Annotated in this window: 19 protein-coding genes; 4 read left to right on the top strand and 15 right to left on the bottom strand. The window is 73.2% G+C overall.

What is annotated here, in order from left to right; genetic code table 11:
• Nucleotides 1-73: 73 nt before the first annotated feature.
• Genes ACIRO3_RS21430 through ACIRO3_RS21420 form a run of 3 tightly spaced genes read right to left on the bottom strand, consistent with a single transcriptional unit; the run spans nt 74 to nt 2,906 of the window.
• Nucleotides 74-1,258, bottom strand: coding sequence for a dipeptidase (locus ACIRO3_RS21430; RefSeq protein ID WP_361779914.1), 1,185 nt, complete (start codon nt 1,256-1,258; stop codon nt 74-76).
• Nucleotides 1,255-1,791 (bottom strand): 5-(carboxyamino)imidazole ribonucleotide mutase, encoded by a 537-nt coding sequence (gene purE, locus ACIRO3_RS21425; RefSeq protein ID WP_361779917.1) that lies wholly within the window; start codon nt 1,789-1,791, stop codon nt 1,255-1,257. The genes ACIRO3_RS21430 and purE overlap by 4 nt, the downstream gene beginning before the upstream one ends.
• Complete coding sequence (locus ACIRO3_RS21420) at nt 1,788-2,906, bottom strand: 5-(carboxyamino)imidazole ribonucleotide synthase (RefSeq protein WP_404139098.1); 1,119 nt, start codon at nt 2,904-2,906, stop codon at nt 1,788-1,790. Before ACIRO3_RS21420 ends, purE begins: the two co-directional genes overlap by 4 nt.
• A gap of 317 nt (nt 2,907-3,223) precedes the next feature.
• On the opposite strand from ACIRO3_RS21420, the gene ACIRO3_RS21415 reads away from it, so the two are divergent.
• Nucleotides 3,224-3,814: a GtrA family protein gene (locus tag ACIRO3_RS21415; protein ID WP_404138995.1), complete on the top strand. Its 591-nt coding sequence runs from the start codon at nt 3,224-3,226 to the stop codon at nt 3,812-3,814.
• Nucleotides 3,815-3,847: 33 nt separating this feature from the next.
• Here ACIRO3_RS21415 and ACIRO3_RS21410 read toward each other — a convergent pair whose 3' ends face one another.
• Both ACIRO3_RS21410 and ACIRO3_RS21405 read right to left on the bottom strand, forming a co-directional pair.
• Nucleotides 3,848-5,116: an ATP-binding protein gene (locus tag ACIRO3_RS21410; RefSeq protein ID WP_365999955.1), complete on the bottom strand. Its 1,269-nt coding sequence runs from the start codon at nt 5,114-5,116 to the stop codon at nt 3,848-3,850.
• A 13-nt stretch (nt 5,117-5,129) separates the two neighbouring features.
• A complete protein-coding gene (locus ACIRO3_RS21405; protein WP_053681251.1) occupies nt 5,130-5,807 on the bottom strand; it encodes a response regulator transcription factor in 678 nt (225 codons plus the stop codon).
• A 470-nt stretch (nt 5,808-6,277) separates the two neighbouring features.
• Between ACIRO3_RS21405 and ACIRO3_RS21400 the strand changes: the two genes are divergently transcribed.
• Complete coding sequence (locus tag ACIRO3_RS21400; protein ID WP_404138990.1) at nt 6,278-7,792, top strand: peptide MFS transporter; 1,515 nt, start codon at nt 6,278-6,280, stop codon at nt 7,790-7,792.
• 67 nt (nt 7,793-7,859) lie between these two features.
• Here the strand turns inward: ACIRO3_RS21400 and ACIRO3_RS21395 are convergent, their stop codons facing one another.
• The 8 genes from ACIRO3_RS21395 to hutU all read right to left on the bottom strand — a co-directional run bounded on the left by ACIRO3_RS21395 (nt 7,860) and on the right by hutU (nt 18,003).
• Nucleotides 7,860-9,200 (bottom strand): hypothetical protein, encoded by a 1,341-nt coding sequence (locus ACIRO3_RS21395; protein WP_404138987.1) that lies wholly within the window; start codon nt 9,198-9,200, stop codon nt 7,860-7,862.
• 14 nt (nt 9,201-9,214) lie between these two features.
• Nucleotides 9,215-10,438, bottom strand: coding sequence for a neocarzinostatin apoprotein domain-containing protein (locus tag ACIRO3_RS21390; RefSeq protein WP_404138984.1), 1,224 nt, complete (start codon nt 10,436-10,438; stop codon nt 9,215-9,217).
• The gene (locus ACIRO3_RS21385; RefSeq protein ID WP_404138981.1) at nt 10,435-11,571 is read right to left on the bottom strand and encodes a hypothetical protein; all 1,137 of its coding nucleotides are present in this window, start codon (nt 11,569-11,571) and stop codon (nt 10,435-10,437) included. Before ACIRO3_RS21385 ends, ACIRO3_RS21390 begins: the two co-directional genes overlap by 4 nt.
• Nucleotides 11,572-11,588: 17 nt before the next feature.
• A complete protein-coding gene (locus tag ACIRO3_RS21380; RefSeq protein WP_404139095.1) occupies nt 11,589-12,275 on the bottom strand; it encodes an LPXTG cell wall anchor domain-containing protein in 687 nt (228 codons plus the stop codon).
• Nucleotides 12,276-12,546: 271 nt separating this feature from the next.
• Nucleotides 12,547-13,725 carry an imidazolonepropionase gene (gene hutI, locus ACIRO3_RS21375; RefSeq protein WP_361779938.1) on the bottom strand — a complete coding sequence of 393 codons (1,179 nt, stop codon included), beginning with the start codon at nt 13,723-13,725 and terminating at the stop codon, nt 12,547-12,549.
• Nucleotides 13,726-13,772: 47 nt separating this feature from the next.
• A complete protein-coding gene (locus ACIRO3_RS21370) occupies nt 13,773-15,122 on the bottom strand; it encodes a formimidoylglutamate deiminase (protein WP_404138978.1) in 1,350 nt (449 codons plus the stop codon).
• A complete protein-coding gene (locus ACIRO3_RS21365) occupies nt 15,113-16,303 on the bottom strand; it encodes an allantoate amidohydrolase (RefSeq protein ID WP_404139092.1) in 1,191 nt (396 codons plus the stop codon). The genes ACIRO3_RS21370 and ACIRO3_RS21365 overlap by 10 nt, the downstream gene beginning before the upstream one ends.
• Nucleotides 16,304-16,338: 35 nt before the next feature.
• Nucleotides 16,339-18,003: a urocanate hydratase gene (gene hutU / locus ACIRO3_RS21360; RefSeq protein WP_361779944.1), complete on the bottom strand. Its 1,665-nt coding sequence runs from the start codon at nt 18,001-18,003 to the stop codon at nt 16,339-16,341.
• 104 nt (nt 18,004-18,107) lie between these two features.
• On the opposite strand from hutU, the gene ACIRO3_RS21355 reads away from it, so the two are divergent.
• A complete protein-coding gene (locus ACIRO3_RS21355; RefSeq protein WP_404138976.1) occupies nt 18,108-19,448 on the top strand; it encodes a diaminopimelate decarboxylase in 1,341 nt (446 codons plus the stop codon).
• Nucleotides 19,449-19,467: 19 nt separating this feature from the next.
• Here the strand turns inward: ACIRO3_RS21355 and ACIRO3_RS21350 are convergent, their stop codons facing one another.
• The gene (locus ACIRO3_RS21350) at nt 19,468-20,040 is read right to left on the bottom strand and encodes a TetR family transcriptional regulator (RefSeq protein ID WP_404138973.1); all 573 of its coding nucleotides are present in this window, start codon (nt 20,038-20,040) and stop codon (nt 19,468-19,470) included.
• Nucleotides 20,041-20,147: 107 nt separating this feature from the next.
• Here ACIRO3_RS21350 and ACIRO3_RS21345 point away from each other — a divergent pair, with 107 nt between their 5' ends.
• The gene (locus ACIRO3_RS21345) at nt 20,148-21,302 is read left to right on the top strand and encodes an FAD-dependent oxidoreductase (RefSeq protein WP_404138970.1); all 1,155 of its coding nucleotides are present in this window, start codon (nt 20,148-20,150) and stop codon (nt 21,300-21,302) included.
• 32 nt (nt 21,303-21,334) lie between these two features.
• Here the strand turns inward: ACIRO3_RS21345 and ACIRO3_RS21340 are convergent, their stop codons facing one another.
• A complete protein-coding gene (locus ACIRO3_RS21340) occupies nt 21,335-22,180 on the bottom strand; it encodes a MurR/RpiR family transcriptional regulator (protein WP_361779956.1) in 846 nt (281 codons plus the stop codon).
• Nucleotides 22,181-22,215 lie beyond the last annotated feature (35 nt).

Genomic DNA, 22,215 nt, shown 5'->3' with positions numbered 1-22,215 from the left:
TTGGCGACCGACGACAACGCGGCGAGCGTGCGTGCCAGGCCCCGCGAGCCCGGCATGATCCGAAAGACAGACCCTACGGCTGGAGCACCGCGTTGGACGGGCCGCGGGCGGCGGTGAGCTCGCGGGCCACCGCTTCGGCGTCGCGCAGCGCCCGTACGGCGTTGGACCAGGTCAGCTTCGCCAGGTCGGCGCGCGACCAGCCGCGCGCCAGCAGTTCGGCGATCAGGTTCGGGTAGCCCGCCACGTCGTCCAGTCCCGCGGGGGTGAAGGCCGTGCCGTCGTAGTCGCCACCGATGCCGATGTGGTCGACGCCCGCCACCTCGCGCATGTGGTCCAGGTGGTCCGCGACGGTGGCGGCGGTGGCCACCGGGCGCGGGCGCCGCGTCTCGAAGGCCCGGTGCAGGGCCATCGCCTCGGGGGTGGTGTCGAGGTGGTGGAATCCGTGGGCCCGCAGGTTCTCGTCCGCGGCCAGGGTCCAGGCGACGGCCTCGGGGAGGATGAACTTGGGTACGAAGGTGGCCATGGCCACGCCTCCGTTGGCGGGCAGCAGCGCCAGCACGTCGTCCGGGACGTTGCGCGGGTGGTCGCAGATCGCCCGGGCCGAGGAGTGCGAGAAGATCACCGGCGCGGCCGAGACCGCGAGCGCGTCGCGCATCGTGGTCGCGGCCACGTGCGAGAGGTCCACGAGCATGCCGACGCGGTTCATCTCGCGGACGACCTCGCGGCCGAAATCGCTCAGGCCGCCGTGCCGGGGTTCGTCGGTCGCCGAGTCCGCCCAGTCGATGGTGTCGTTGTGCGTGAGCGTCATGTACCGCACGCCCAACCGGTGCAGGGCGCGCAGGGTGGCGAGCGAGTTGTTGATGGAGTGCCCGCCCTCGGCGCCCATCAGGGAGGCGATCCGCCCCTCGGCGCGGGCCGCCTCCATGTCGTCGGCCGTCAGGGCCCGCACCAGGTCGGCGGGGTAACGGGCGATCAGCTGGTCGACGAGGTCGATCTGCTCCAGGGTGGCGCTGACCGCCTCGTCGCCCGCGTAGTCGGAGCGTACGTACACGGACCAGAACTGCGCGCCGACGCCGCCGGCGCGCAGTCGGGGGAGGTCGGTGTGCAGGTGGTCCGACTGGTCGGCGGCGATGTCCCGCCGGTCGAGGTCGTAGCGGACCTGCTCGCGCAGCGCCCACGGCAGGTCGTTGTGGCCGTCGACGACCGGGTGCTCGGCGAGCAGCTCACGCGCCTCGCCCAGGCGCTGCGCGGCGCTCACTTGCCGAACCCGAAGGAGTCCGCGCCCGCGACCTTGGCCCGCAGTCGCTTGCCCTTCTCGGTGGCCTGCTCGTTGAGCTCCTGCTGGAACTCCCGCATGCGGGTCAGCAGCTCCGGGTCGTGGGCGGCGAGCATCCGGACGGCCAGCAGGGCCGCGTTGCGCGCCCCGGCGACGGAGACGGTCGCGACGGGGACCCCGGCGGGCATCTGGACGATCGACAGCAGCGAGTCCATGCCGTCGAGGTACTTCAACGGTACCGGGACGCCGATGACCGGCAGCGGGGTGACGGACGCGAGCATGCCGGGCAGGTGGGCGGCGCCGCCCGCGCCGGCGATGATCGCCTTCAGGCCGCGGCCGTCGGCCCGCTCGCCGTACGCGATCATCTCGCGCGGCATCCGGTGGGCGGAGACCACGTCCACCTCGTACGGGATCTCGAACTCGTCCAGCGCCTGGGCCGCGGCCTCCATGACCGACCAGTCGGAGTCCGAGCCCATGACGATGCCGATGACGGGGCCTGCGGAAGAGGTGCTCATGCGGTGATCGTCCCTCTGAGGTAGCCGGCAGCGTGACGTGCTCGCTCCAGCACATCGTCCAGGTCGTCGCCGTAGGTGTTGACGTGGCCGACCTTGCGGCCGTGCTTCACGTCCTTGCCGTACATGTGGATCTTCAGCTGGGGGTCGTGGGCCATGCAGTGCAGGTACGCCGCGTACATGTCCGGGTAGTCCCCGCCGAGCACGTTCGCCATGACCGTCCAGCGCGCCCGCGGGCGCGGGTCGCCGAGCGGGAGGTCCAGGACCGCCCGTACGTGGTTGGCGAACTGGGAGGTGATCGCGCCGTCCTGGGTCCAGTGGCCGCTGTTGTGCGGGCGCATGGCCAGTTCGTTGACCAGGATCCGGCCGTCGGCGGTCTCGAACAGCTCCACGGCCAGGTGGCCGGTCACGCCGAGTTCCTTGGCGATGCGCAGGGCCAGGGACTGGGCCTCGCCCGCGAGCTCCTCGGAGAGGTTCGGCGCGGGGGCGATCACGGTGTCGCAGACCCCGTCGACCTGGATGGACTCGACCACGGGGTAGGCCACCGCCTGGCCGTGCGGGGAGCGGACGATGTTCGCCGCGAGCTCGCGGACGAAGTCCACCTTCTCCTCGGCGAGCACCGGGACGCCCGCGTGGAAGGGCGCCGCCGCGTCCTCGGGGGTGCGCACGAACCACACGCCCTTGCCGTCGTACCCGCCGCGCACCGTCTTGAGGATGACGGGGAAGCCGCCGACCTCGTCCGCGAAGGCGACCACGTCCGCCGGATCGGCGACGATCCGGTGGCGGGGGCTGGGCGCGCCGATCTCGTCGAGCCGGGCGCGCATCACCCCCTTGTCCGCGGCGTGCACCAGCGCGTCGGGCCCCGGGCGGACGGGGATGCCGTCCGCTTCCAGGGCCCGCAGGTGTTCGATGGGTACGTGCTCGTGGTCGAACGTGATCACGTCACAGCCGCGCGCGAAGGCGCGCAACGTCTCCAGGTCGCGATGGTCGCCGATGACGACATCGCTCACGACCTGGGCCGCCGAGTCCTGTGGGGTGTCACTGAGGATCTTGAATCTGATGCCGAGGGGGATGCCCGCCTCGTGGGTCATGCGGGCGAGCTGTCCGCCGCCGACCATGCCGACTACCGGGAACGTCACCTCTCCAGGGTATCCGTCGGTATTGCGCCATCCGGACGCAGCCCTGGCGCGGACCCGCCGGGAGGCCCGGTGCCGTGCCGCGCAAGGGCCGCGAGGCATGCGAAGGCACGGACGGCCCAGGGGGGCGACACTTAACATGGACGGGTTGACGGACACGAGTGACGAAAACGAGTGACGGAAACGAGTGAGGTCCCGCCCCGCACCGGGGTGGCGACGGCCAGGGCGACAGGTACGGCGACGGACAGCACGGACACGACGGATACCGCGGACACGACGAACAGGGACTGACCGATCACATGAGCACGCCGAAGAACGGATCCGCCCTCGAACGCCTGCGCGGCCTCGCACGGGAGGCCGCCAGATTCGGGGCGGTCGGCGGAGTCGGTGTGCTGGTCAACCTGGGGGTCTTCAACCTGTTGCGCGCCACCACCGACCTCCAGGTCGTCCGGGCGAGCGTGATAGCCATCGTGGTGGCCATCGGCACGAACTACATCGGCTTCCGCTTCTTCACCTACCGGGACCGGTCCGGCGGCGACGGCAGCCGGCCGCCGACCCGCGAGCTGCCCCTGTTCGCCCTCTTCAGCGCGATCGGCCTGGTCATCGAGAGCGGCGTGCTCTACGCGGGGACGTACGGCCTGGGCTGGGACGGACGGCTGGCCACGAACGTCTTCAAGTTCGCCGGCATCGGCGTCGCCACCGTCTTCCGCTTCTGGTCCTACCGGACCTGGGTCTTCAAGGCCCTGCCCGGCCGGCCCCCGACGGCGGGGTCCGTCGTCGAGCAGCGGGAACGCCACGCGCAGGAGCCGGACGCCGGGCCCACCGCCGGCGTCCCGGCCCTCCCGGTCCCCCCGGTCGCCCCCCTGGCGCACGAGCCCGCCGCGCAGTAGTCGGCCCGGCCCGCCCCCGTCCTGCGGTCCCGCTCAGCGCACCGTCGGCTCGGGGTCTTCCGCGTGTTCCGGCGCGGTGCGGCTGAGGAACAGCGCGAACACCGGCGGCTGGGTCTGCAGCAGCTCCAGTCGTCCCCCGTCGGCCTCCGCGAGGTCGCGTGCCACCGCCAGGCCGATGCCGGTGGAGTTCCGGCCGCTGATGGCCCGCTCGAAGATCCGGTTGCCGAGGTCCGCAGGGACGCCGGGTCCCTCGTCCGTGACCTCCAGCACCGCCTGGTTGCCGGTCACCCGGGTACGCAGCGCGACCGTGCCGCCGCCGTGCATGAGCGCGTTCTCCACGAGGGTGGCCAGTACCTGCGAGACCGCGCCCGGGGTGCCCACGGCCCGCATGCCCGTCTTCCCCGAGCGCACGATGGCCCGCCCGGCGCTGCGGTACGCCGGCCGCCACTCCTCGACCTGCTGTTTGACGACCTCGTCCAGGTCGAAGGGGACCGCCGAGCCGGTGCGCGGGTCGCGCGAGTTCGTCAGGAGCCGCTCGACCACGTCCGTGAGCCGCTCCACCTGGGTGAGGGCGATCGTCGCCTCCTCCCGCACGGTCTCCAGGTCCTCGGTGACCGTGATCTCCTCCAGCCGCATCGACAGGGCCGTCAGCGGGGTCCGCAGCTGGTGCGAGGCGTCCGCGGCGAGCCGCCGCTCCGCCGTCAGCATCCGCGCGATCCGCTCCGCGCTGGAGTCCAGCACGTCCGCGACCCGGTCGAGCTCGGGAACCCCGTACCGCTTGTGCCGCGGTCGCGGGTCGCCCGACCCCAGCCGCTCCGCCGTCTCCGCGAGGTCGGTGAGGGGGGAGGCCAGCCGGTTGGCCTGGCGTACGGCGAGCAGTACGGCCGCCACGACCGCCAGCAGCGCCACCGCGCCGACCACGGCCAGGGTGCGCCCGACCTCCCGGGTGACCGTCGAGCGGGTGGCCTCGACGACCACTTCCTCGCCCTGCTCGCCGTGGGCGGTGCCCCGGATGACGCTCTCGTCGATCGGGTCGCCGACCTCCACGGGAGCCTGCCCCGGGACGGTGATGCGGGCGTACTTGCCCACGTCCAGCTGCTCGGCGAGCGCGGCCGGGTTGATCGGCTTGTGTTCCAGGACGTTCGACTCGACGATGCCCACCAGGCGCAGCGCCTCGGACCCGATGCGGTCCTGGGCGCTGCTGGTGATGGTCCGGGTCTCGACGATGACCAGGGAGACCCCGAACACGGCGATCACGACGAGCACCACGGCGAGCGTGGAGTTGATCAGGCGGCGGCGCATGACTCAGTAAGTACTAGCTCTTCTCGAACCGGAAGCCGACGCCCCGGACGGTGGCGATGTAGCGGGGGTTGGCGGCGTCGTCGCCGAGCTTCTTGCGCAGCCAGGAGATGTGCATGTCGAGGGTCTTGGTGGAGGACCACCAGGTGGTGTCCCACACCTCTCGCATCAACTGGTCGCGGGTGACGACCCGGCCGGCGTCCCGGACGAGGACCCGCAGGAGGTCGAACTCCTTCGCGGTGAGCTGGAGCTCCTCCTCCCCCATCCAGGCGCGGTGCGACTCGACGTCGATCCGCACGCCGTGGGTGGCGGGCGGCTGGGAGGCCTCGGTGGCGCCGCGGCGCAGCAGGGCCCGTACCCGGGCCAGCAGTTCGGCGAGCCGGAACGGCTTGGTCACGTAGTCGTCGGCGCCGGCGTCGAGGCCGACGACCGTGTCGACCTCGTCGGCCCGGGCGGTGAGGACGAGGATCGGGAACCCGTGTCCCTCGGCCCGCAGCCGTCGGGCCACTTCCAGGCCGTCCATCCCGGGCAGCCCGAGGTCCAGGACGACGAGGTCGACGCCGCCCTGCAGTCCCGCGTCCAGGGCGGTGGGGCCGTCCTCCCGGACCTCGACCTCGTAGCCCTCCCGGCGCAGGGCGCGGGCCAGGGGTTCCGAGATGGATGCGTCGTCCTCGGCGAGCAGTACACGCGTCATGTGGGTGATGGTAGTCCGCACGGGGTCAAAGGAGGGGCACGCCGATAGACCCCTCTCTATCTGGGTACACGAGGGACTTACGGCCTTCGAAAATGGCCAAACGGTTCCCGGCTCGCCTGTGATCCATCTCTCAAGTCCTTCCATATCCCGCAGTGTCGTGTCGTATGGTGGCGAGACGCCTGATGCACTACTCCGGGGATCTTTGTGCCGAAATGCGCACCGGGATCCTCAAATTCTGCTCTGGTCGGTTCAACCGACCCAGATGACAGTGAATGACCTGTGGGCCGGGCCCTGCGCGCGAGATGCGCGCGGGGCGTGGATCCCGGTTACGGCTGACCCTTCGTCCCCGGCATCCCGGAGGGCGAGACCCCGGGGCGTGGGGTGGGACATCCGTCGCCGGTGCCGGCCACCCCCCACCGGGCGCCGTTCAGCTCACGAAGCCACGCGTCCCGAGCAAGCAAGGATCGACCATGGCTTCCAGCCTGACGAAGGACTCGGCGGATCCGTCCGCGGAGAAGACCTTCTTCGGCCACCCCCGTGGCCTGGCCACTCTGTTCATGACCGAGATGTGGGAGCGGTTCTCCTACTACGGCATGCGCGCACTGCTGGTCTACTACCTGGTCTCGGGCGGTGCCGACGCGGCCACCGGCTCGCAGGGCGGCGGTCTGGCCATGACCGCGGCCACGACGACGGCCATCTACTCCGTGTACGTCTCCATGGTCTACCTCATGGCGATGCCCGGCGGTTGGTTCGGCGACCGCGTCTGGGGCGCCCGCAAGACGGTCGCCATCGCCGGTTTCGTGATCATGGGTGGTCACCTCTCCCTGGCCCTCCCCGGCCAGGCGATGTTCTTCGTCGGTCTGATCCTCGTCGCCGCCGGTTCCGGCCTGCTGAAGGCCAACATCTCCACCATGGTCGGCCACCTGTACGAAGGCCCGGAGGACCCCCGCCGCGACGGTGGCTTCACCCTCTTCTACATCGGCATCAACCTCGGCGCCTTCATCGCCCCGTTCATCGTCGGAACGGTCGGCAAGGAATACAACTGGCACCTGGGCTTCGCCCTCGCCGCCGCCGGCATGGGCCTGGGCCTCGCGCAGTTCCTGCTCGGCACCAAGCACCTGAGCCCCAAGAGCAGCCTGGTTCCGAACCCGCTGTCCGCCGAGGAGCGCAAGGCCGTCATCACGAAGGCCGTGCTCGCCGCCGTGGGCATCGCGGTCTTCTACGGCGCTGTTGTCGCGCTGGGCTTCTACACCCTGAACTGGGCGCTGGTGCCGTTGACCCTGGCCGGTCTGATCATCCCGATCGCCGTGCTGACGCGCATCAAGCGCGACCGGGACCTGTCGAACACCGAGCAGTCGAAGATGACGGCCTACATCTGGTTCTTCGTCGCCGCCGCCGTCTTCTGGATGATCTACGACCAGGGTGGCTCCACGCTCTCCCTGTTCGCCGACTCCAAGACCGCGGGCAGCGTCTTCGGCTTCGGCTTCTCGGCCACCTGGTACCAGTCGCTGAACCCGCTGTTCGTGATGGCTCTCGCCCCGGTCTTCGCCTGGCTGTGGCTGTGGCTGGCCCGCAAGAACCAGGAGCCGAACACCATCGTGAAGTTCGCGATGGGCCTGGTGCTGGTCGGTGCCTCGTTCTTCGTCTTCATCGTCCCGATGAACATGGCGGTCGACGGCAAGGTCTCCCCGATGTGGCTGGTCTCGATCTACATGATCCAGACCATCGGTGAGCTGTGCCTGTCCCCCGTCGGCCTGTCGGTGACCACGAAGATGGCGCCCCAGAAGTACGCGTCCCAGATGATGGGCGTCTGGTTCCTCGCGGTCACCGCCGGTGACTGCACCACCAGCCTCCTGTCCATCGGCGGAGTGGACCTGAACGGCACCGGGGTGATCGCCCTGGAGGCGACCGCCGCCGTCCTCGCCGGCTTCGCGATCTTCTCGTACCGCAAGAAGGTCCAGTCCCTGATGGGCAGCGTCCACTAGCCCGACCCCCGCACGACGAACGGCCCGGCACACCGCGAGGTGTGCCGGGCCGTTCGATTTCCCGCTGCTACCGGGTGCCGCGCAGGTGGCGCCACGGGGTGAAGGTGAAGACCGCCCCGCCGAGCAGGATCACCGTGCCGGCGACCAGGGCCAGGGCCTTGATGCCGCCGTCGTCCTGCGCGCCGGTCTCGGCGAGGCCGCCCGAACCCGAGGGCGTGCCCGCGCTCGTGCTGCCGGTGGAGGCCGGGGAGCCGGAGCCGCCGGACTGGGCGGTGGTGTCCAGTTCCAGCGAGACGCCGCTGCTGGTCGCCTTGCAGGGCACGTTGATGGGCGTGGAGCCCGGTGCCATGGTGACGTCGATGGTCAGTTGGTCGGGGCTCAGCGTCACCTTGCCGGTCTTGCCGGGCTTGTAGGTGCCGGTCATGTCGCTGAGGCTGACCGGGGCCTTGTCGGGGATCGGTTCGGCGTTGGCCGGGCCGGAGACCTTGACCGTGCCGCTGTCGGCGCCGCCGAGCTTGATGTTCATCGAGGGCTTGAGGGCACCTGCGGGCAGGGCCATGGGGGCGGCCATCGCGCCCTTGGCGGTCTTGACCGTCAGGTCGTAGGCGCCGCCGTTCTTCCTGGCGTTGACGGTGACCGGGGTCTTGATGCCGCCGGGGACGACCGGGCCGCAGTCGAAGGCGACCTCGACGGCCTTGCCCGGGAAGTCGGTCTGACCGCCGCCGCCACCCGTGGTGGAGCCGGTGGTGGAGGCGCCGGTGGTCGCGCCCCCGGTGGTGGCTCCCCCGGTGGTGGCTCCGCCCGTGGTGGCTCCGCCGGTCGTCGCGCCCCCGGTGGTTGCCCCGCCCGTCGTCGCGCCGCCCGTCGTCGTCCCGCCCGTCGAACCGGCCGAGACGTCGATGGTGGTGCCGCCCGTCACGGTGCCCACCGGGGCGCACTTGGTGACGAAGGTGCCGAAGGGGAAGGAGACGGCGACCTCGTACCGGCCGGGCGTCAGGGTGACCTTCCCCGCCTTGCTGAGCTTGAGCTTGCCCTTCATGGTCGACATGACCATCGGGGCCTTCTTCGGGATCTCCGGGTTCTTCTTCTCCCCGACGACCTTCAGTTCGGCCCCGCCGCCGCTCACCGTGAACCAGCCGGTGGGCACCACGGAGTCCTTGGGGATCACCATCAGGTCCGTGTTGTTGGAGGCGGGCTTGACCGTCTCCCACGACACGTCGACCTCGTCGCCGACCTTGGCCGTCGCGGGCGCGGTGATCTTGGCGGTGGTCTCGCCCTCCACCGGGGCGCCGCCGCCCGCGGGCGGTACGCACTTCACCTTGAACGTGGCGTCGGCCGCCTGGGCGGGGGCGGCCGCCAGCAGGATGCCCGCGCCGCCGAACAGCAGCGCGACAGCGGCCGCGCTCACCCTCCGTTGGGTCTTCACGAATGTCCCTTCGTTGTCGGACGGTTCTCAGACGGTGCGGACGCCTGTGGGGCAGGTGGGCCTGGTGGTGCTTCGGGTCCCGGCGCGCTGTCCGGGGTGAACCACGGCAGGACCGCCGTGGTGGTCTGGGGGGAGGCCGCCGGGGTGTCGGCGGGCGGGGCGGGTGCGGATCCCCGTACGGCCGGGATCCGCGGCAGTCGGGCCGTCACGGCCGAGGCCGCCGCGTCCAGTGCCTCGGCGCCCCGGTGGCGGCCACCGATCGCAACCCCGCCGGGCCGGACCCGGTCGACGACGGCCATGCCGACGCGGAAGACGGCGGCCGGGACGACCAGCAGGAGCAGACCCCAGAACAGCAGGACCCCGTACGGGCGGTCCACGCCCCACGGCTGGGTGGCCAGGACCTTGTCCCCGTACTTGAGGGAGACGGTGTGGTCGCCGTGGGCGCCCGCCGAGAGGGTGGTGTCCAGGCGGATCTCCGCCTTGCCGCCGGGCGGGACGGTGCCCTTCCAGCGGGTCTCCTCCCACAGCGGGGCGAACACCCCGTGGGCGGTGCCGAGTTGGAAGACGGGGTCGGTGACGGGAGCGGACCCGAGGTTTCCGACGGTGACGGTGAACTTCCGGGTGGGAGGCGCGCCGAACCAGGTCAGGACCCCGTCGTCGCCCTCCAGCCGGACCCCCGTCAGCACCGCGAGGCGGGCCGTTCCGGAGTCGGTGGGCAGCTCGGCCACCGGGTGGTCGGTGATCTTCAGCGGTGTGGCGACGGTGGACTGGTCCCCGTTGACGGAGGTCACGTTCACCACGCAGGGGCAGGGCTTGGGGGGTTCCACGACCGGGAGTTGGGCGGTGAACCGCCCGTCGGCGGCCACCGCGACCGCGACGCCGTCGGCGTTCGCGCAACTGTTGGTGCCGCCGATCATGTTCTGACCGCAGACCAGCAGCATCACCATGGTCTTGGCCCGCCAGCCGGCGCCGGTGACCGTGATCCCGGTGCCCTTGGCGACCTCCTGGAGGGACAGCGCCACGGTGGGTTTGGTCTCGGCGGCCGCGGCCGGGGTCGCCGGGAACACGGTCAGGGCAGCCAAGGCTGCCAAGGCCAAGCCCAGGGCCGAGACCACGACGGCCGACACCGCCGACCACCCCGCGGCGGCGAGGGCCCCGCCCGTCCCGTCGGCCTTGGCGCTCACCTGGGCGCTCGCCTTGGCACTCACCTGGGCACTCACCTGGATGCTCCCGTCAACTCGTGTGCGTTCGCCACCGGTTGGCTCTGTCCCGGTACGGGTCCCGGGGCCTGCGGCGGTTCCTCGCGGGCCGTCCGTCGCGTGCGTACGAGGAGCAGCGCGGCCGTGGTGGTCGCGCCGAGGACGAGCAGCCCGAGGCCCGTCCAGCCGGCCACGCCCCAGGGCACCAGCCACTCGGAGGCGCCGGCCGTGGCCCGCGGGCCGCCCGGGGCGGTGACGGTGAGGGTGAGGTTGACCTGGTCGAACACCGGGGCGCCGGGCCAGGGTTCGGTGAGTTCGACGCTCTGGCCGGGCAGCAGTTCCACCGGCAGGGCGTGGGCGGCGCGCCCCGGGACCTCGCCGAAACGGCCCCGCGCCTGGAGGGCGAGTGCGGGGACGAGGGCCACGTTGCCGCGGTTGACGAGGGTGTAGGCGACGCGCGTCGCCGCGCCCTTGCCGCGCAGGGAGACGTCCTCGACGGTGAGGGCGGCCAGGGTCGGGCCGCCGACGCGCAGGTGGATCCGTACGCCGACCTCGTGGCCGGATTCGGCGGCGACGATGGCGGCGGGGTGGTCGCCCGGCGGGGTCGCGGGTGGCACGGAGACGGTGAAGGGGACCACGGCGCGGGTGCGGGGCGGGATCCGCACGGTCGCGCTCGCGCCGAAGCTCAGCCAGGAGCCGGCGCCGGTGGACGCGCGGGCGGGGCGTACCGCGAGGGCGCCGTCGGCGGTGTTGTAGGCGTCGGCGCCGCGCAGGGTGAGGGTGCGCTCCCGGTCGGTGGTGTTGGTCAGGGCGAGGCGGTCCTCCAGCACGCTGCCGGAGGTTCCGGCCAGGTAGAAGTACGGGCGCACGGCGCCGGCGGACCGGCCGGCGGCCGGTTCGGCGGTCCAGCCGGGCTCGTCGGCGACGGCGGCGGGCGCGCCGAGGAGCAGCACGGCGACGGCGAGGAGCACGGGGCCGAGGCGGCGGAGCGCGGGGCCGAGGCGACGGAGCGCGGGGCCCGGACTCCGGGCGCCGGGGCCGAGGCTCCGGGCGGCGGGGCCGAGGCTCCGGGCGGCGGGGCCGAGGCTCCGGGCGGCGGGGCCGAGGCTCCGGGCGGCGGGGCCGGGGCGGCGGGGGGTGGGGGGCACGGGCATGGGCGGGGCCGCTCCGTTCAGGGCCGGGCCTGCCGGCCGCGCCGGGTCAGCCAGAGCACGCCTGCGGCGCCGGAGAGCAGCACGGTGGCGCCGAGGGTGCCGAGCGCGAGGGCGGAGTCGGCGGGGCCGGTCTGGGGGAGGCTGTCGCCGCCCGCCGCCCCGGGCGCGGGGGGTGGGGCCGCGGCGCCGCCGGGGGCGGTGACGTCGAGTTCGAGGGAGGGCCCCGGGCTGTTGCCGGGGGTGCAGGTGGTGGTGGTGCCCATGGCCTTGATGGTGAGCACGCCGGCGGTGAAGGTGACCTTGCCGCTCTTCTTGGGGGTGTAGGTGCCCGAGAGGTCGGTGATCTTGATGGGGGTGTCGGGAGGCACGGCCTCGGGGTTGGGCGGGCCGGAGACGGGGACGGAGCCCTTCTCGGCGCCCCCGACGAGGATGACGGCGCCGGGGCTCATGGCGCCCTTGCCGAGCTCGATGGGGCTGGAGGAGACGCCCTTCTGGAAGGACATCGTCAACTTGTAGCCGTCGCCCGCCTTGACCGCCTTGATGTCGATGGGCGAGACGGCCGACTTGTCCCCGATGGGTGTCGCGCAGTTGTAGGCGACGTCGACCACGTCGGCGTGGGCCGAGGGGGCGAGCGTCAGGACGGCCGCCGATCCGGCCAGCGCGGAGGCCAGCGCGAGCGCGGTGGTGCGTTTGCGGTGGGACACCTTCGTCTTCCCCTCGAACCGTGAACCGGGGATGTCCGACAAGTTACTGACGGCACATCAGATTGGTGGCTCAAGGTACGCCGGGGGCCTCACGGAGGGAAGACACGGGACGGGCCCGGATCGGCGGCCGGTCGGCGTGGTTCGACGGCGCGTCGGACGCACCGGTTTCGGCCGGCCCGGCCCGGTCCGGGCCCGTGGGTGTGCTCGTGCGCGCCCGTGTGGTCGCTCGCGCGTTCTCGTGGTCGCTCGCGCGTTCTCGTGCGCGCTCGGGTCAGACGGCGCGGATCCCTCGCTGCCAGACCGCGGAGACCAGCGGGACGCCGGGGCGGTAGGCGAGGTGGACGTGGCTGGGGGCGTCCAGCAGGACCAGGTCGGCGCGGGCACCGGGGGCGAGCGTGCCGATGTCGGTGCGGCGCAGGGCGCGGGCACCGCCGGCGGTCGCGGACCAGAGCGCCTCGTCGGGGGTCATCCGCATGTCCCGGACGGCGAGCGCGATGCAGAACGGCATCGAACTCGTGTAGGAGGAACCGGGGTTGCAGTCCGTGGACAGGGCCACGGTGGCGCCCGCGTCCAGGAGCCGGCGGGCGTCGGGCCACCGGGCGCGGGTGGAGAACTCGGCGCCGGGCAGCAGGGTGGCGACGGTGGTGGCCGAGGCCTGGGCGAGGGCGTCGACGTCGGCGTCCGTGAGGTGGGTGCAGTGGTCGGCGGAGGCCGCCTCCAGCTCGACGGCGAGTTGGACGCCGGGGCCGTGGGAGAGCTGGTTGGCGTGGATGCGCGGGATCAGCCCGGCCGCCGCGCCGGCGGTCAGGATCGCGCGGGCCTGGTCGCCGTCGAAGGCGCCCTGCTCGCAGAACACGTCCACCCAGCGGGCGTGCGGGGCGCAGGCCGTCAGCATCTCGCCGGTGACGAGGTCCACGTAGCCGGCGGGGTCGTCGGCGTAGTCGGGGGAGACGATGTGCGCGCCGAGGTAGGTGACCTCCTCGGTGTGCGCGGCGGCGATGCGCAGGGCGCGGGCCTCGTCGGCGACGGTGAGTCCGTAGCCGGACTTGGTCTCGAAGGTGGTGGTGCCCTGGCGGCGGGCCTCGTCGAGGTGGCGCAGCAGGTTGGCTTCGAGTGCGTCGTCCGTGGCGGCGCGGGTGGCGGCGACGGTGGTGCGGATGCCGCCGGCGGAGTAGGCGCGCCCGGACATCCGGGCGTTGAACTCGGCGGTGCGGTCGCCCGCGAACACCAGGTGCGAGTGGGAGTCGACGAAGCCGGGGATGACGGCCCGGCCCGCGGCGTCGACGTCCCGGTCGGCGGCGGGCGCCCGGTCGGCGGGGCCGACCCAGGCGACGCGCTCGTCCTCGATGACGACGGCCGCGTTCTCGATCAGGCCGAGGGGGCTGCCGTCGCCGAGGGCCGGGTCGTTGGTGACGAGGCTGCCGATGTTGGTGATGACGGTGGTGGTCATGGTTCCTCTCGGGGTTGCCCGGGCTCCGCCCCGGATCGTTCGGCCGGTCAGCCGCGGACGGCCGCGATCGACTCGGAAAGGGCGGCCGCCACGTCCCCGACGAGGGTGTGCGCGCCGTCGCGGACGACGTGCCGGCCGCCCACCACGGTGTGGCGGACGTCGGCGGCGGACGCGGCGAACACGGCGGTCTCGGCGGCCAGCCGGGGCAGCGGGCCCGCGGTCCGTACGGAGTCCAGGGCGATCGTGGTGAAGTCCGCGAGCGCGCCCGTCTCCAGCCGGCCCGCGTCGGGCAGGCCCAGGGCGGCGTGCCCGTCCTCGGTGGCGGCCGAGAGCAGGGCGTGCGCCGTCCAGTGGCCGCGGGTGCGGCTGCGCAGCCGCTCGTTCAGCTCCATCGCGCGGGCCTCTTCGAGCAGGTCGATCACGGCGTGGCTGTCGCTGCCGAGGGAGAGCGGGCTGCCCGCGTGCTGGAGGCGGGTCGCGGGGCCGATGCCGTCGGCGAGGTCGCGTTCGGTGGTGGGGCACATGCAGGTGCCGGTGGAGGTTCCGCCGAGGAGGGCGATGTCGGTGTCGGTGAGGTGGGTGTTGTGGACACCGGTGGTGCGGGGCCCGAGCACGCCGTGGTCGGAGAGGAGTTGGGTGGGGGTGCGGCCGTGGGCGGCCTGGCAGGCGTCGTTCTCGGCGGTCTGCTCCGAGAGGTGGACGTGCAGCGGGGCCCGCCGCTGCTCGGCCCAGTGGGCGACGGTGGCCAGCTGGTCGGCGGGCACCGCGCGCACCGAGTGGATCGCGGCTCCGATCAGGGCGTGCGCGCGGGGCTTGAGGGCGGTGACCCGCTCGGCCCAGGCGTCGGCGGTGCCGTCGGAGAACCGCCGCTGGTGCGGGTCGGGTGCCTTGCCGAAGCCCGAGGAGAGGTAGGCGGTGTCGAGGAGGGTGATGCGGATGCCAGCCGCGGCGGCGGCCTCGATCAGCGCCTCGCCCATCGCGTTCGGGTCGGCGTAGGGGGCGCCGCCGGGCGCGTGGTGGACGTAGTGGAACTCGCCGACGTTGGTGATGCCGGCCAGGGCCATCTCCGCGTACACCGCGCGGGCCAGCGCGAAGTAGCTGTCGGGGGTGAGGTTCTGGGCGACCTTGTACATGAAGTCGCGCCAGGTCCAGAAGGTGCCGCTGCCGACCTGGACCGTGCCCCGCAGGGCGCGGTGGAAGGCGTGGGAGTGCGCGTTGGCCAGGCCCGGGACGGTGAGGCCCCGCAGTACCTCCGCCCCGGGGGGCGGGCCGTCGGTGTCGGTGCGCAGGGCGCCGATCCGCCCGTCGGCGGTGACGTCCAGGGCCACGCCCGGCTCGACGTGGGTGCCGAGCCAGGCGTGTTCCAGCCAGTACGTCTTGTGCGCGGTCACCTGCACGCGAGTCCTTCCAGTACGTCGGCGAGGGCCAGGACTCCGGCCACGCAGTCGTCCTCGGCGGCGAACTCCTTCGGGGAGTGGGAGACGCCGGTCGGGTTCCGTACGAACAGCATCGCGGTCGGGACGGCTGCGGAGAGGATTCCCGCGTCGTGTCCCGCCCCGGTGCCGAGGACGGGCAGGGATCCGCCGAGGATCCGGTCGAGTTCGTCGCGCAGGGCGTGTTCGAACTCGACGACCGGGGTGAAGGACTCCCGGACGATGTCGAGGTCGATGCCGTCCTGGTCGGCGCGCTCGCGGGCGGCCTTCTCGATGGCCGTGACGACCGTGTCGAGGGTGGCCTGGTCGCCGGCGCGCGAGTCGAGCCAGCCGCGGACCAGTGAGGGGATGGCGTTGACCCCGTTGGGCTCGACGGCGATCTTCCCGAAGGTGGCGACGGCTCCGGCGAGGGCGGCCTCGGTACGGGCGGCCAGCACGGTCGCCGCGTACGTCAGCATCGGGTCGCGGCGGTCGACGAGGCGGGTGGTGCCCGCGTGGTTGGCCTCGCCGTGGAAGTCGAAGCGCCAGCGGCCGTGCGGCCAGATCGCGGAGGCGATGCCGACGCGGTCCCCGGACAGGTCCAGGGCCCGACCCTGTTCGACGTGGAGTTCGACGAAGGCGCCGATCCGGGCGAGGCGTTCGGGGTCGGCGCCGATGGTCTCGGGGTCGTACCCGGCGGCCTCCATGGCGCGGGGCAGGGTGATCCCGTCCGCGTCGCGGAGCTCGTACGCCTTGTCCTTGGTCAGTTGCCCGGCCGCGAGGCGGGAGCCGACGCAGGCGAGGCCGAAGCGGGCCCCTTCCTCGTCGCCGAAGTTGGTGATGGCCAGGGGCCTGGAGAACTCCGCTCCCCTCCCGCGGAGTTCGTCCAGGGCCGCGAAGGAGGACACCACCCCGAGGGGGCCGTCGAAGGCCCCGCCGTCGGGGACGGAGTCCAGGTGCGAGCCGGTGACGACGGCGTCGCCCGCGAGGGGGTCGCCGAGCCAGGCCCACTGGTTGCCGTTGCGGTCCGTCTCGTAGGCGAGGCCGCGGGCCTCGGCCTGTGCCTGGAACCAGGTGCGGCAGTCGGCGTCGGCGCCGGTCCAGGCGTGTCGGCGGTAGCCGCCGGAGTCGACGTGGCGGCCGATGGGGGCGAGCTCGTCCCACATGGAGTGGAACGAGGTCGCCCCGGCGGGGTGCTCGCTCACGCGTCGTCGCCCTCGCGCATGGGGACGCGGACGCCGCGCTCGTCGGCCACCGAATCGGCGATGTCGTAGCCCGCGTCGACGTGGCGGATGACGCCCATGCCCGGGTCGTTGGTCAGGACGCGGCGGATCTTCTCGCCGGCGAGCTTCGTGCCGTCCGCGACGGTGACCTGGCCGGCGTGGATGGAGCGGCCCATGCCGACGCCGCCGCCGTGGTGGATGGAGACCCAGGAGGCGCCGGAGGCGACGTTGACCATGGCGTTGAGCAGCGGCCAGTCCGCGATGGCGTCGGAGCCGTCGAGCATGGCCTCGGTCTCGCGGTACGGGGAGGCCACCGAGCCGCAGTCGAGGTGGTCGCGGCCGATGACCAGGGGGGCGGCGAGGGTGCCGTCGGCGACCATCTCGTTGAAGCGCTCGCCGGCCTTGTCGCGCTCGCCGTAGCCGAGCCAGCAGATGCGGGCGGGCAGGCCTTGGAAGTGCACGCGTTCGCCGGCCATCTTGATCCAGCGGTGCAGGGATTCGTTCTCGGGGAAGAGCTCCAGCATCGCCTTGTCGGTCTTGTGGATGTCCGAGGCCTCGCCGGACAGGGCGGCCCAGCGGAAGGGGCCCTTGCCCTCGCAGAACAGCGGCCGGATGTAGGCGGGGACGAAGCCGGGGAAGGCGAAGGCGCGGTCGTAGCCGGCCAGCTGGGCCTCGCCGCGGATGGAGTTGCCGTAGTCGAAGACCTCGGCGCCCGCGTCCATGAAGCCCACCATGGCCTCGACGTGCGTGGCCATGGACTCGCGGGCGCGGGTGGTGAAGCCCGCCGGGTCCTTGGCCGCGTAGTCGGCCATGTCGTCGAAGTCGACGCCGACGGGGAGGTAGGCGAGCGGGTCGTGGGCGGAGGTCTGGTCCGTCACGATGTCGATCGGGGCGCCTTCGGCGAGCATCTGCGGCAGGAGGTCGGCCGCGTTGCCGAGCAGGCCGATGGAGAGCGGCTTGCGGGCGTCGCGGGCCTCGACGGCCAACTGGAGCGCGTGGCGCAGGTTGTCGGCCTTGACGTCGAGGTAGCGGTGCTCGATGCGGCGGTCGATGGCGCGCGGGTCGACGTCGATGCAGATCGCGACGCCGTCGTTCATGGTGACGGCCAGCGGCTGGGCGCCGCCCATGCCGCCGAGGCCCGCCGTGAGGGTGATGGTGCCGGCCAGGGTCCCGTTGAACTTCTTGGCGGCGACGGCGGCGAAGGTCTCGTAGGTGCCCTGGAGGATGCCCTGGGTGCCGATGTAGATCCAGGAACCGGCGGTCATCTGGCCGTACATGGTGAGGCCGAGGTGCTCCAGGCGGCGGAACTCCTCCCAGTTGGCCCAGTCGCCGACCAGGTTGGAGTTCGCGAGCAGGACGCGCGGCGCCCACTCGTGGGTCTGCATCACGCCGACCGGGCGGCCGGACTGGACGAGCATCGTCTCGTCCTGCTTGAGGGTCTGGAGGGTGCGGACCATGGCGTCGTACGAGCGCCAGTCGCGGGCGGCCTTGCCGGTGCCGCCGTAGACGACCAGCTTGTCGGGGTGTTCGGCGACCTCGGGGTCGAGGTTGTTCTGGAGCATCCGCAGCGCGGCCTCCTGCTGCCATCCCAGGGTGCTGAGTTCGGTGCCTCGCGCGGCCCGTACGGGGCGGGGTCCTGACATGGCGGTGCCTCCTCCGGTGTAGGTCAATCCATTCACATCCTTCCTTCCTGAATAGATTCAGTCAACAGCTGCGGCCGGCCCCGTCGGATGATGGGATGGCGGACATGGCCGCCGACACGCACGCGCAGAGCGCCGCCACCCGCCGGGACCGGGCCGTACGGGCCGCCGTGGAACAGGGCCTGCTGGACCCTCGGCCCCTGGTGTGCCTGCTGGACACCGCCGGGATCCGCGCCTCGGCCGCCGCCCTGACCGGCGCGTTCGCCGCCGCCCTGCCGGCCGGCGCCCCCGTCCTGCACGCCTTCGCGGTGAAGGCCTGCCCCCTGGTCCCGGTGCTCCGGCTGCTGTCGTCCCTCGGGATCGGCTGCGAGGTCGCGAGCCCCGGCGAACTGGCGCTGGCCCGGGCGGCCGGGGTCGCGCCGGAGCGCACCGTGCTGGACTCCCCCGCCAAGACCCCGGCGGAACTGCGCGAGGCCCTCGCCCTGGGCATCGCCGTCAACGCCGACAACCGGCAGGAGCTGCGCCGCATCGACGCCCTGGTCGCGGCCGCCCCCACCCGGTCCCCGATCGGTGTGCGGATCAACCCGCAGACGGGCGCGGGCGCCATCGACGCCCTGTCCACGGCCACGGCCACCTCGAAGTTCGGCGTCCCGCTGCGCGACCCGGGGGCGCGCGCGTGGCTGGTACGGGCGTACGCGGACCGGCCGTGGCTCACCCGGCTGCACACCCACTCGGGCTCCCAGGGCGTACCCCTGCCGTTGATCGCGGAGGGGGTGCGGGAGCTGTACGCCCTGGCCGAGGAGATCAACGCGGCGGCCGGGCGCCGGCAGGTCGACACCCTCGACATCGGGGGCGGCCTGCCGGTGAACTTCTCCTCGGACGCCGAGACCCCGACGTACGCGCAGTACGTGACGGCCCTGCGGTCGGCCGCGCCCGGACTGTTCTCGGGCGCCTACGGCCTGGTCACGGAGTTCGGCCGCTCCCTGACGGCCAAGCACGGGCTCGTCCTGGCGCGGGTGGAGTACACGAAGGCGACCGGCGGCCGCCCCATCGCCGTCACCCACGCCGGGGTGCAGGTCGCCACCCGCACGGTGTACGCCCCCGCGTCCTGGCCGTTGCGAATCCTGCCGTACGACGCGAAGGGGCTCCCCAAGGCCGGGGTCCCCGTCGCGCAGGACGTCGCGGGGCCGGCCTGCTTCGCCGGGGACCTGCTGGCCACGGCCCGGGAGCTGCCGGAACTGGCCCCGGGGGACCTGATCGCCGTCCCCGACACCGGGGCGTACTTCTTCACCGCCCACCACGACTACAACAGCCTGCCCCGTCCGGCGGTCCACGGGTTCACCGTGGACGCCTCCGCAGGGGTCGCCTTCGCCCCGGTCCGCCCGGCGCAGCCGCTGTCCGCGATCGTCGCCGAGGCGGGCGGCGACCACCCGGACGCCCTCCTCTGAAACCGCGGGGGCCGGCGGGTCAGTCCGACGCGGCGAGCGTCGCGCGCACCGCGGGGGTCAGCCCCGCCACCACCGCCTCCGCGCTCAGCGACACCACCCCCGGCAGCCGCAGCAGGTAGCGGGCCAGGCCCAGCCCGAGCAGTTGGGCGGCCACCAGGCCGGCCACCCGCTCCGCCCGCTCCGGGCCGAGCGCGGCGGCCAGCGCCGGCGCGACCTGCCCGGCGAACGTCTCCCGCATCCGCTCCGCGGCCCGCTCGTTCGTGACCGCCGAGCGCAGCAGCACCAGGAGCGCGTCGTCGGACGGGTCCCCTTCCCACCGCTCCACGAAGTGGCGCACGAGCGCCCCCGGCAGGTCCCCCTCCGCCACCGCGCCGAGGTCCGGCAACCGCAGGTCCACGGCGAGCGCGGCGTCGAACAGCTTCTCCTTGTTGCCGAAGTAGCGCATGACCATCGACGGGTCGATGTCGGCGTCGGCGGCGACGGCCCGGATCGTCGTGCGTTCGTACCCCTGTGCGGCGAACCGTTCGCGCGCCGCCCGCAGGATCGCCGCCCTGGTCTGCGCGCCCCTGCTCCCCACCTCGTGTGCTGCCATGCCAACGAATGTAGGCCAACGATCGTTGACATGCCACCGAAGCAGGCGCACCCTGAAGTCAACAGACGTTGGCCAACACTCGTTGGCATCCTGGAGGAGGCACCCCCGTGACCCGTCCCGCGCTCCCCGCCCGCACCGAGGTCGCCATCGTCGGAGCCGGCCCCACCGGCCTCACGCTCGCCGTCACCCTCGCCCGGGCCGGCCTCGACTTCGTGCTCCTCGACCGGCAGGCCGAGGGGGCCAACACCTCCCGCGCCGCCGTCGTCCACGCCCGCACCCTGGAGGTCCTCGACGAGCTGGACCCCTCCGGCGCGCTGTCCGCCGAACTGATCGGCCGCGGCGTCCCCGTCACCCGGTTCCGGATCCGCGACGGCGCCCGCGTCCTGACCGCGATCCCCTTCGACGGGCTGCGGACCGCCCACCCGTACGCGCTGATGGTTCCGCAGTACGAGACCGAGGCGGTGCTGCTCGACCGGCTGCGCGCGCTGGGCGGCGAGGTCCACCGCCCGTACGAGGTCACCGGCCTCACCCAGGACCGGCAGGGCGTCACCCTGACCACCGCGACCGGCGAGACCCTGCGCGCCGACCGCGTCGTGGGCGCCGACGGCATGCACAGCGTCGTCCGCGAGGCGGCCGGGATCGGTTTCACCGGCAGTTCGTACGAGGAGTCCTTCGCCCTCGCCGACGTCACCAGGGACTGGGCGCCGGGCCCCCGGGAGGTCTCGCTCACCTTCGGCGCGTCCGGTCTCACCGTCGTCGCCCCGCTGCCCGGCGAGGACGGCCGCCGCTACCGGATCGTCGCCACCGCGGACCGGGCGCCCGCCGAACCGGAACTCGGCTTCGTCCAGGCGCTCCTGGACGAGCGCGCCCCCGGTCAGGCCCGTGTCACCGGGGTCCTGTGGTCCTCCCGGTTCCACGTCCACCACCGGGTCGCCGACCGCTACCGCGCCGGACGGATGGTGCTCGCCGGGGACGCCGCCCACGTGCACAGCCCGGCCGGCGGTCAGGGCATGAACACCGGCATCCAGGACGCCCACGCCCTCGGCCGGGCCCTGACCAACGGCAGGCTGGACGCGTACGAGGCGACGCGCCGCCCCGTCGCCCTGCGCGTGGTGGCCTTCACCGACCGGATGACCCGCATCGCGACCACCCGCAACCCGGTCCTGCGCGCCGTACGCAACACCGCGCTGCCCGTCCTGGGCCGCGTCCCGGCGCTGCGCAACCGTCTCGCCACCGAACTCGCCGAGCTCGACTACCGCTGAGCCGCGGCCCCGCCCCCGCCCCGGTCCGCGCGCTACTCCACGAACAGCCCGCGCGCCGCGGCCCGGGCGTCGAAGGCCTCCAGTCGCGCCTGGGCGTCCGGGAGGGCGTCCGCCATCGCCTCCAACAGCACCCGGCCCAGCAGCATCGGCGCGCACGCCGTGTCGAAGGCCAGCCCGGTGCCGACGGGCGCCGGGATCAGCAGGTCGCTGTGGCGGGCCACCGGGGCGAACGCCGAATCGGCGACGGTCACCACGGTCAACCCGGCCGCCCGCCCGTGTTCGAGCGCCTCCGCCACCTCCCGCGGATGCCGGGGCAGCGCGAAGCACAGCAGCGCCGACGCCCCGGCGGCCACGGCCGCGTCGATCCGGTCGGCGAGCATGGAGCCGCCCTCGTCGAGCAGCCGTACGTCGGGGTGGACCTTGGCGGCGAAGTACGCGAACCCGCGCGCCTGCGAGGACGCGGCCCGCAGGCCGAGCACCGGCAACGGGGTGGAGCCCGCCAGCAGCCGCCCCGCCTCGACGACCGGCCCGGGATCCGCGAGCATCGCCGACAACCGGCGCAGGTTCTCGATCTCGCCCTGCACCGCCTGCTGGTACTCGTTGTACGCGTCCGCGCTCCCGGCCTCGCCCTGCCCGACGGGCGGCGCCACCTCGCGCAGGTGGCGGCGCAGCGCCGGGTACCCGTCGAAGCCGAGGGCCACCGCGAAGCGGGTCACGGACGGTTGGCTCACCCCGGCCAGTTCCGCGAGCTCGACGCTCGACAGGAACGGCACCTCCGCCGCCCCGCGCACCATGCAGTGCGCGATCCGCCGCTGAGTCGGCGTCAGCCGGTGCCCCTCGAAGAGCTTCTGCAGCCGCGCGGCCGGGCTGTCGCTCATCCCGTCGCCTCCGTCCCCGTCCCGGTGAATATTCA

It is taken from the genome of Streptomyces sp. NPDC102278 (assembly GCF_044766345.1).
Classification (GTDB): domain Bacteria; phylum Actinomycetota; class Actinomycetes; order Streptomycetales; family Streptomycetaceae; genus Streptomyces.
The sequence above is the reverse complement of the archived record's forward strand: the minus strand, read 5'-3'. Positions and strand labels throughout refer to the sequence as shown.

What these genes read in the sequence shown, in the direction of transcription:
- purE (WP_361779917.1), bottom strand. Translation starts at nt 1,791, where the DNA reads ATGAGCACCTCTTCCGCAGGCCCCGTCATCGGCATCGTCATGGGCTCG.
- ACIRO3_RS21420 (WP_404139098.1), bottom strand. Translation starts at nt 2,906, where the DNA reads ATGGTCGGCGGCGGACAGCTCGCCCGCATGACCCACGAGGCGGGCATC.
- ACIRO3_RS21415 (WP_404138995.1), top strand. Translation starts at nt 3,224, where the DNA reads ATGAGCACGCCGAAGAACGGATCCGCCCTCGAACGCCTGCGCGGCCTC.
- ACIRO3_RS21410 (WP_365999955.1), bottom strand. Translation starts at nt 5,116, where the DNA reads ATGCGCCGCCGCCTGATCAACTCCACGCTCGCCGTGGTGCTCGTCGTG.
- ACIRO3_RS21405 (WP_053681251.1), bottom strand. Translation starts at nt 5,807, where the DNA reads ATGACGCGTGTACTGCTCGCCGAGGACGACGCATCCATCTCGGAACCC.
- ACIRO3_RS21400 (WP_404138990.1), top strand. Translation starts at nt 6,278, where the DNA reads ATGGCTTCCAGCCTGACGAAGGACTCGGCGGATCCGTCCGCGGAGAAG.
- ACIRO3_RS21385 (WP_404138981.1), bottom strand. Translation starts at nt 11,571, where the DNA reads ATGCCCGTGCCCCCCACCCCCCGCCGCCCCGGCCCCGCCGCCCGGAGC.
- hutI (WP_361779938.1), bottom strand. Translation starts at nt 13,725, where the DNA reads ATGACCACCACCGTCATCACCAACATCGGCAGCCTCGTCACCAACGAC.
- ACIRO3_RS21365 (WP_404139092.1), bottom strand. Translation starts at nt 16,303, where the DNA reads ATGTGGGACGAGCTCGCCCCCATCGGCCGCCACGTCGACTCCGGCGGC.
- hutU (WP_361779944.1), bottom strand. Translation starts at nt 18,003, where the DNA reads ATGTCAGGACCCCGCCCCGTACGGGCCGCGCGAGGCACCGAACTCAGC.
- ACIRO3_RS21355 (WP_404138976.1), top strand. Translation starts at nt 18,108, where the DNA reads ATGGCCGCCGACACGCACGCGCAGAGCGCCGCCACCCGCCGGGACCGG.
- ACIRO3_RS21350 (WP_404138973.1), bottom strand. Translation starts at nt 20,040, where the DNA reads ATGGCAGCACACGAGGTGGGGAGCAGGGGCGCGCAGACCAGGGCGGCG.
- ACIRO3_RS21340 (WP_361779956.1), bottom strand. Translation starts at nt 22,180, where the DNA reads ATGAGCGACAGCCCGGCCGCGCGGCTGCAGAAGCTCTTCGAGGGGCAC.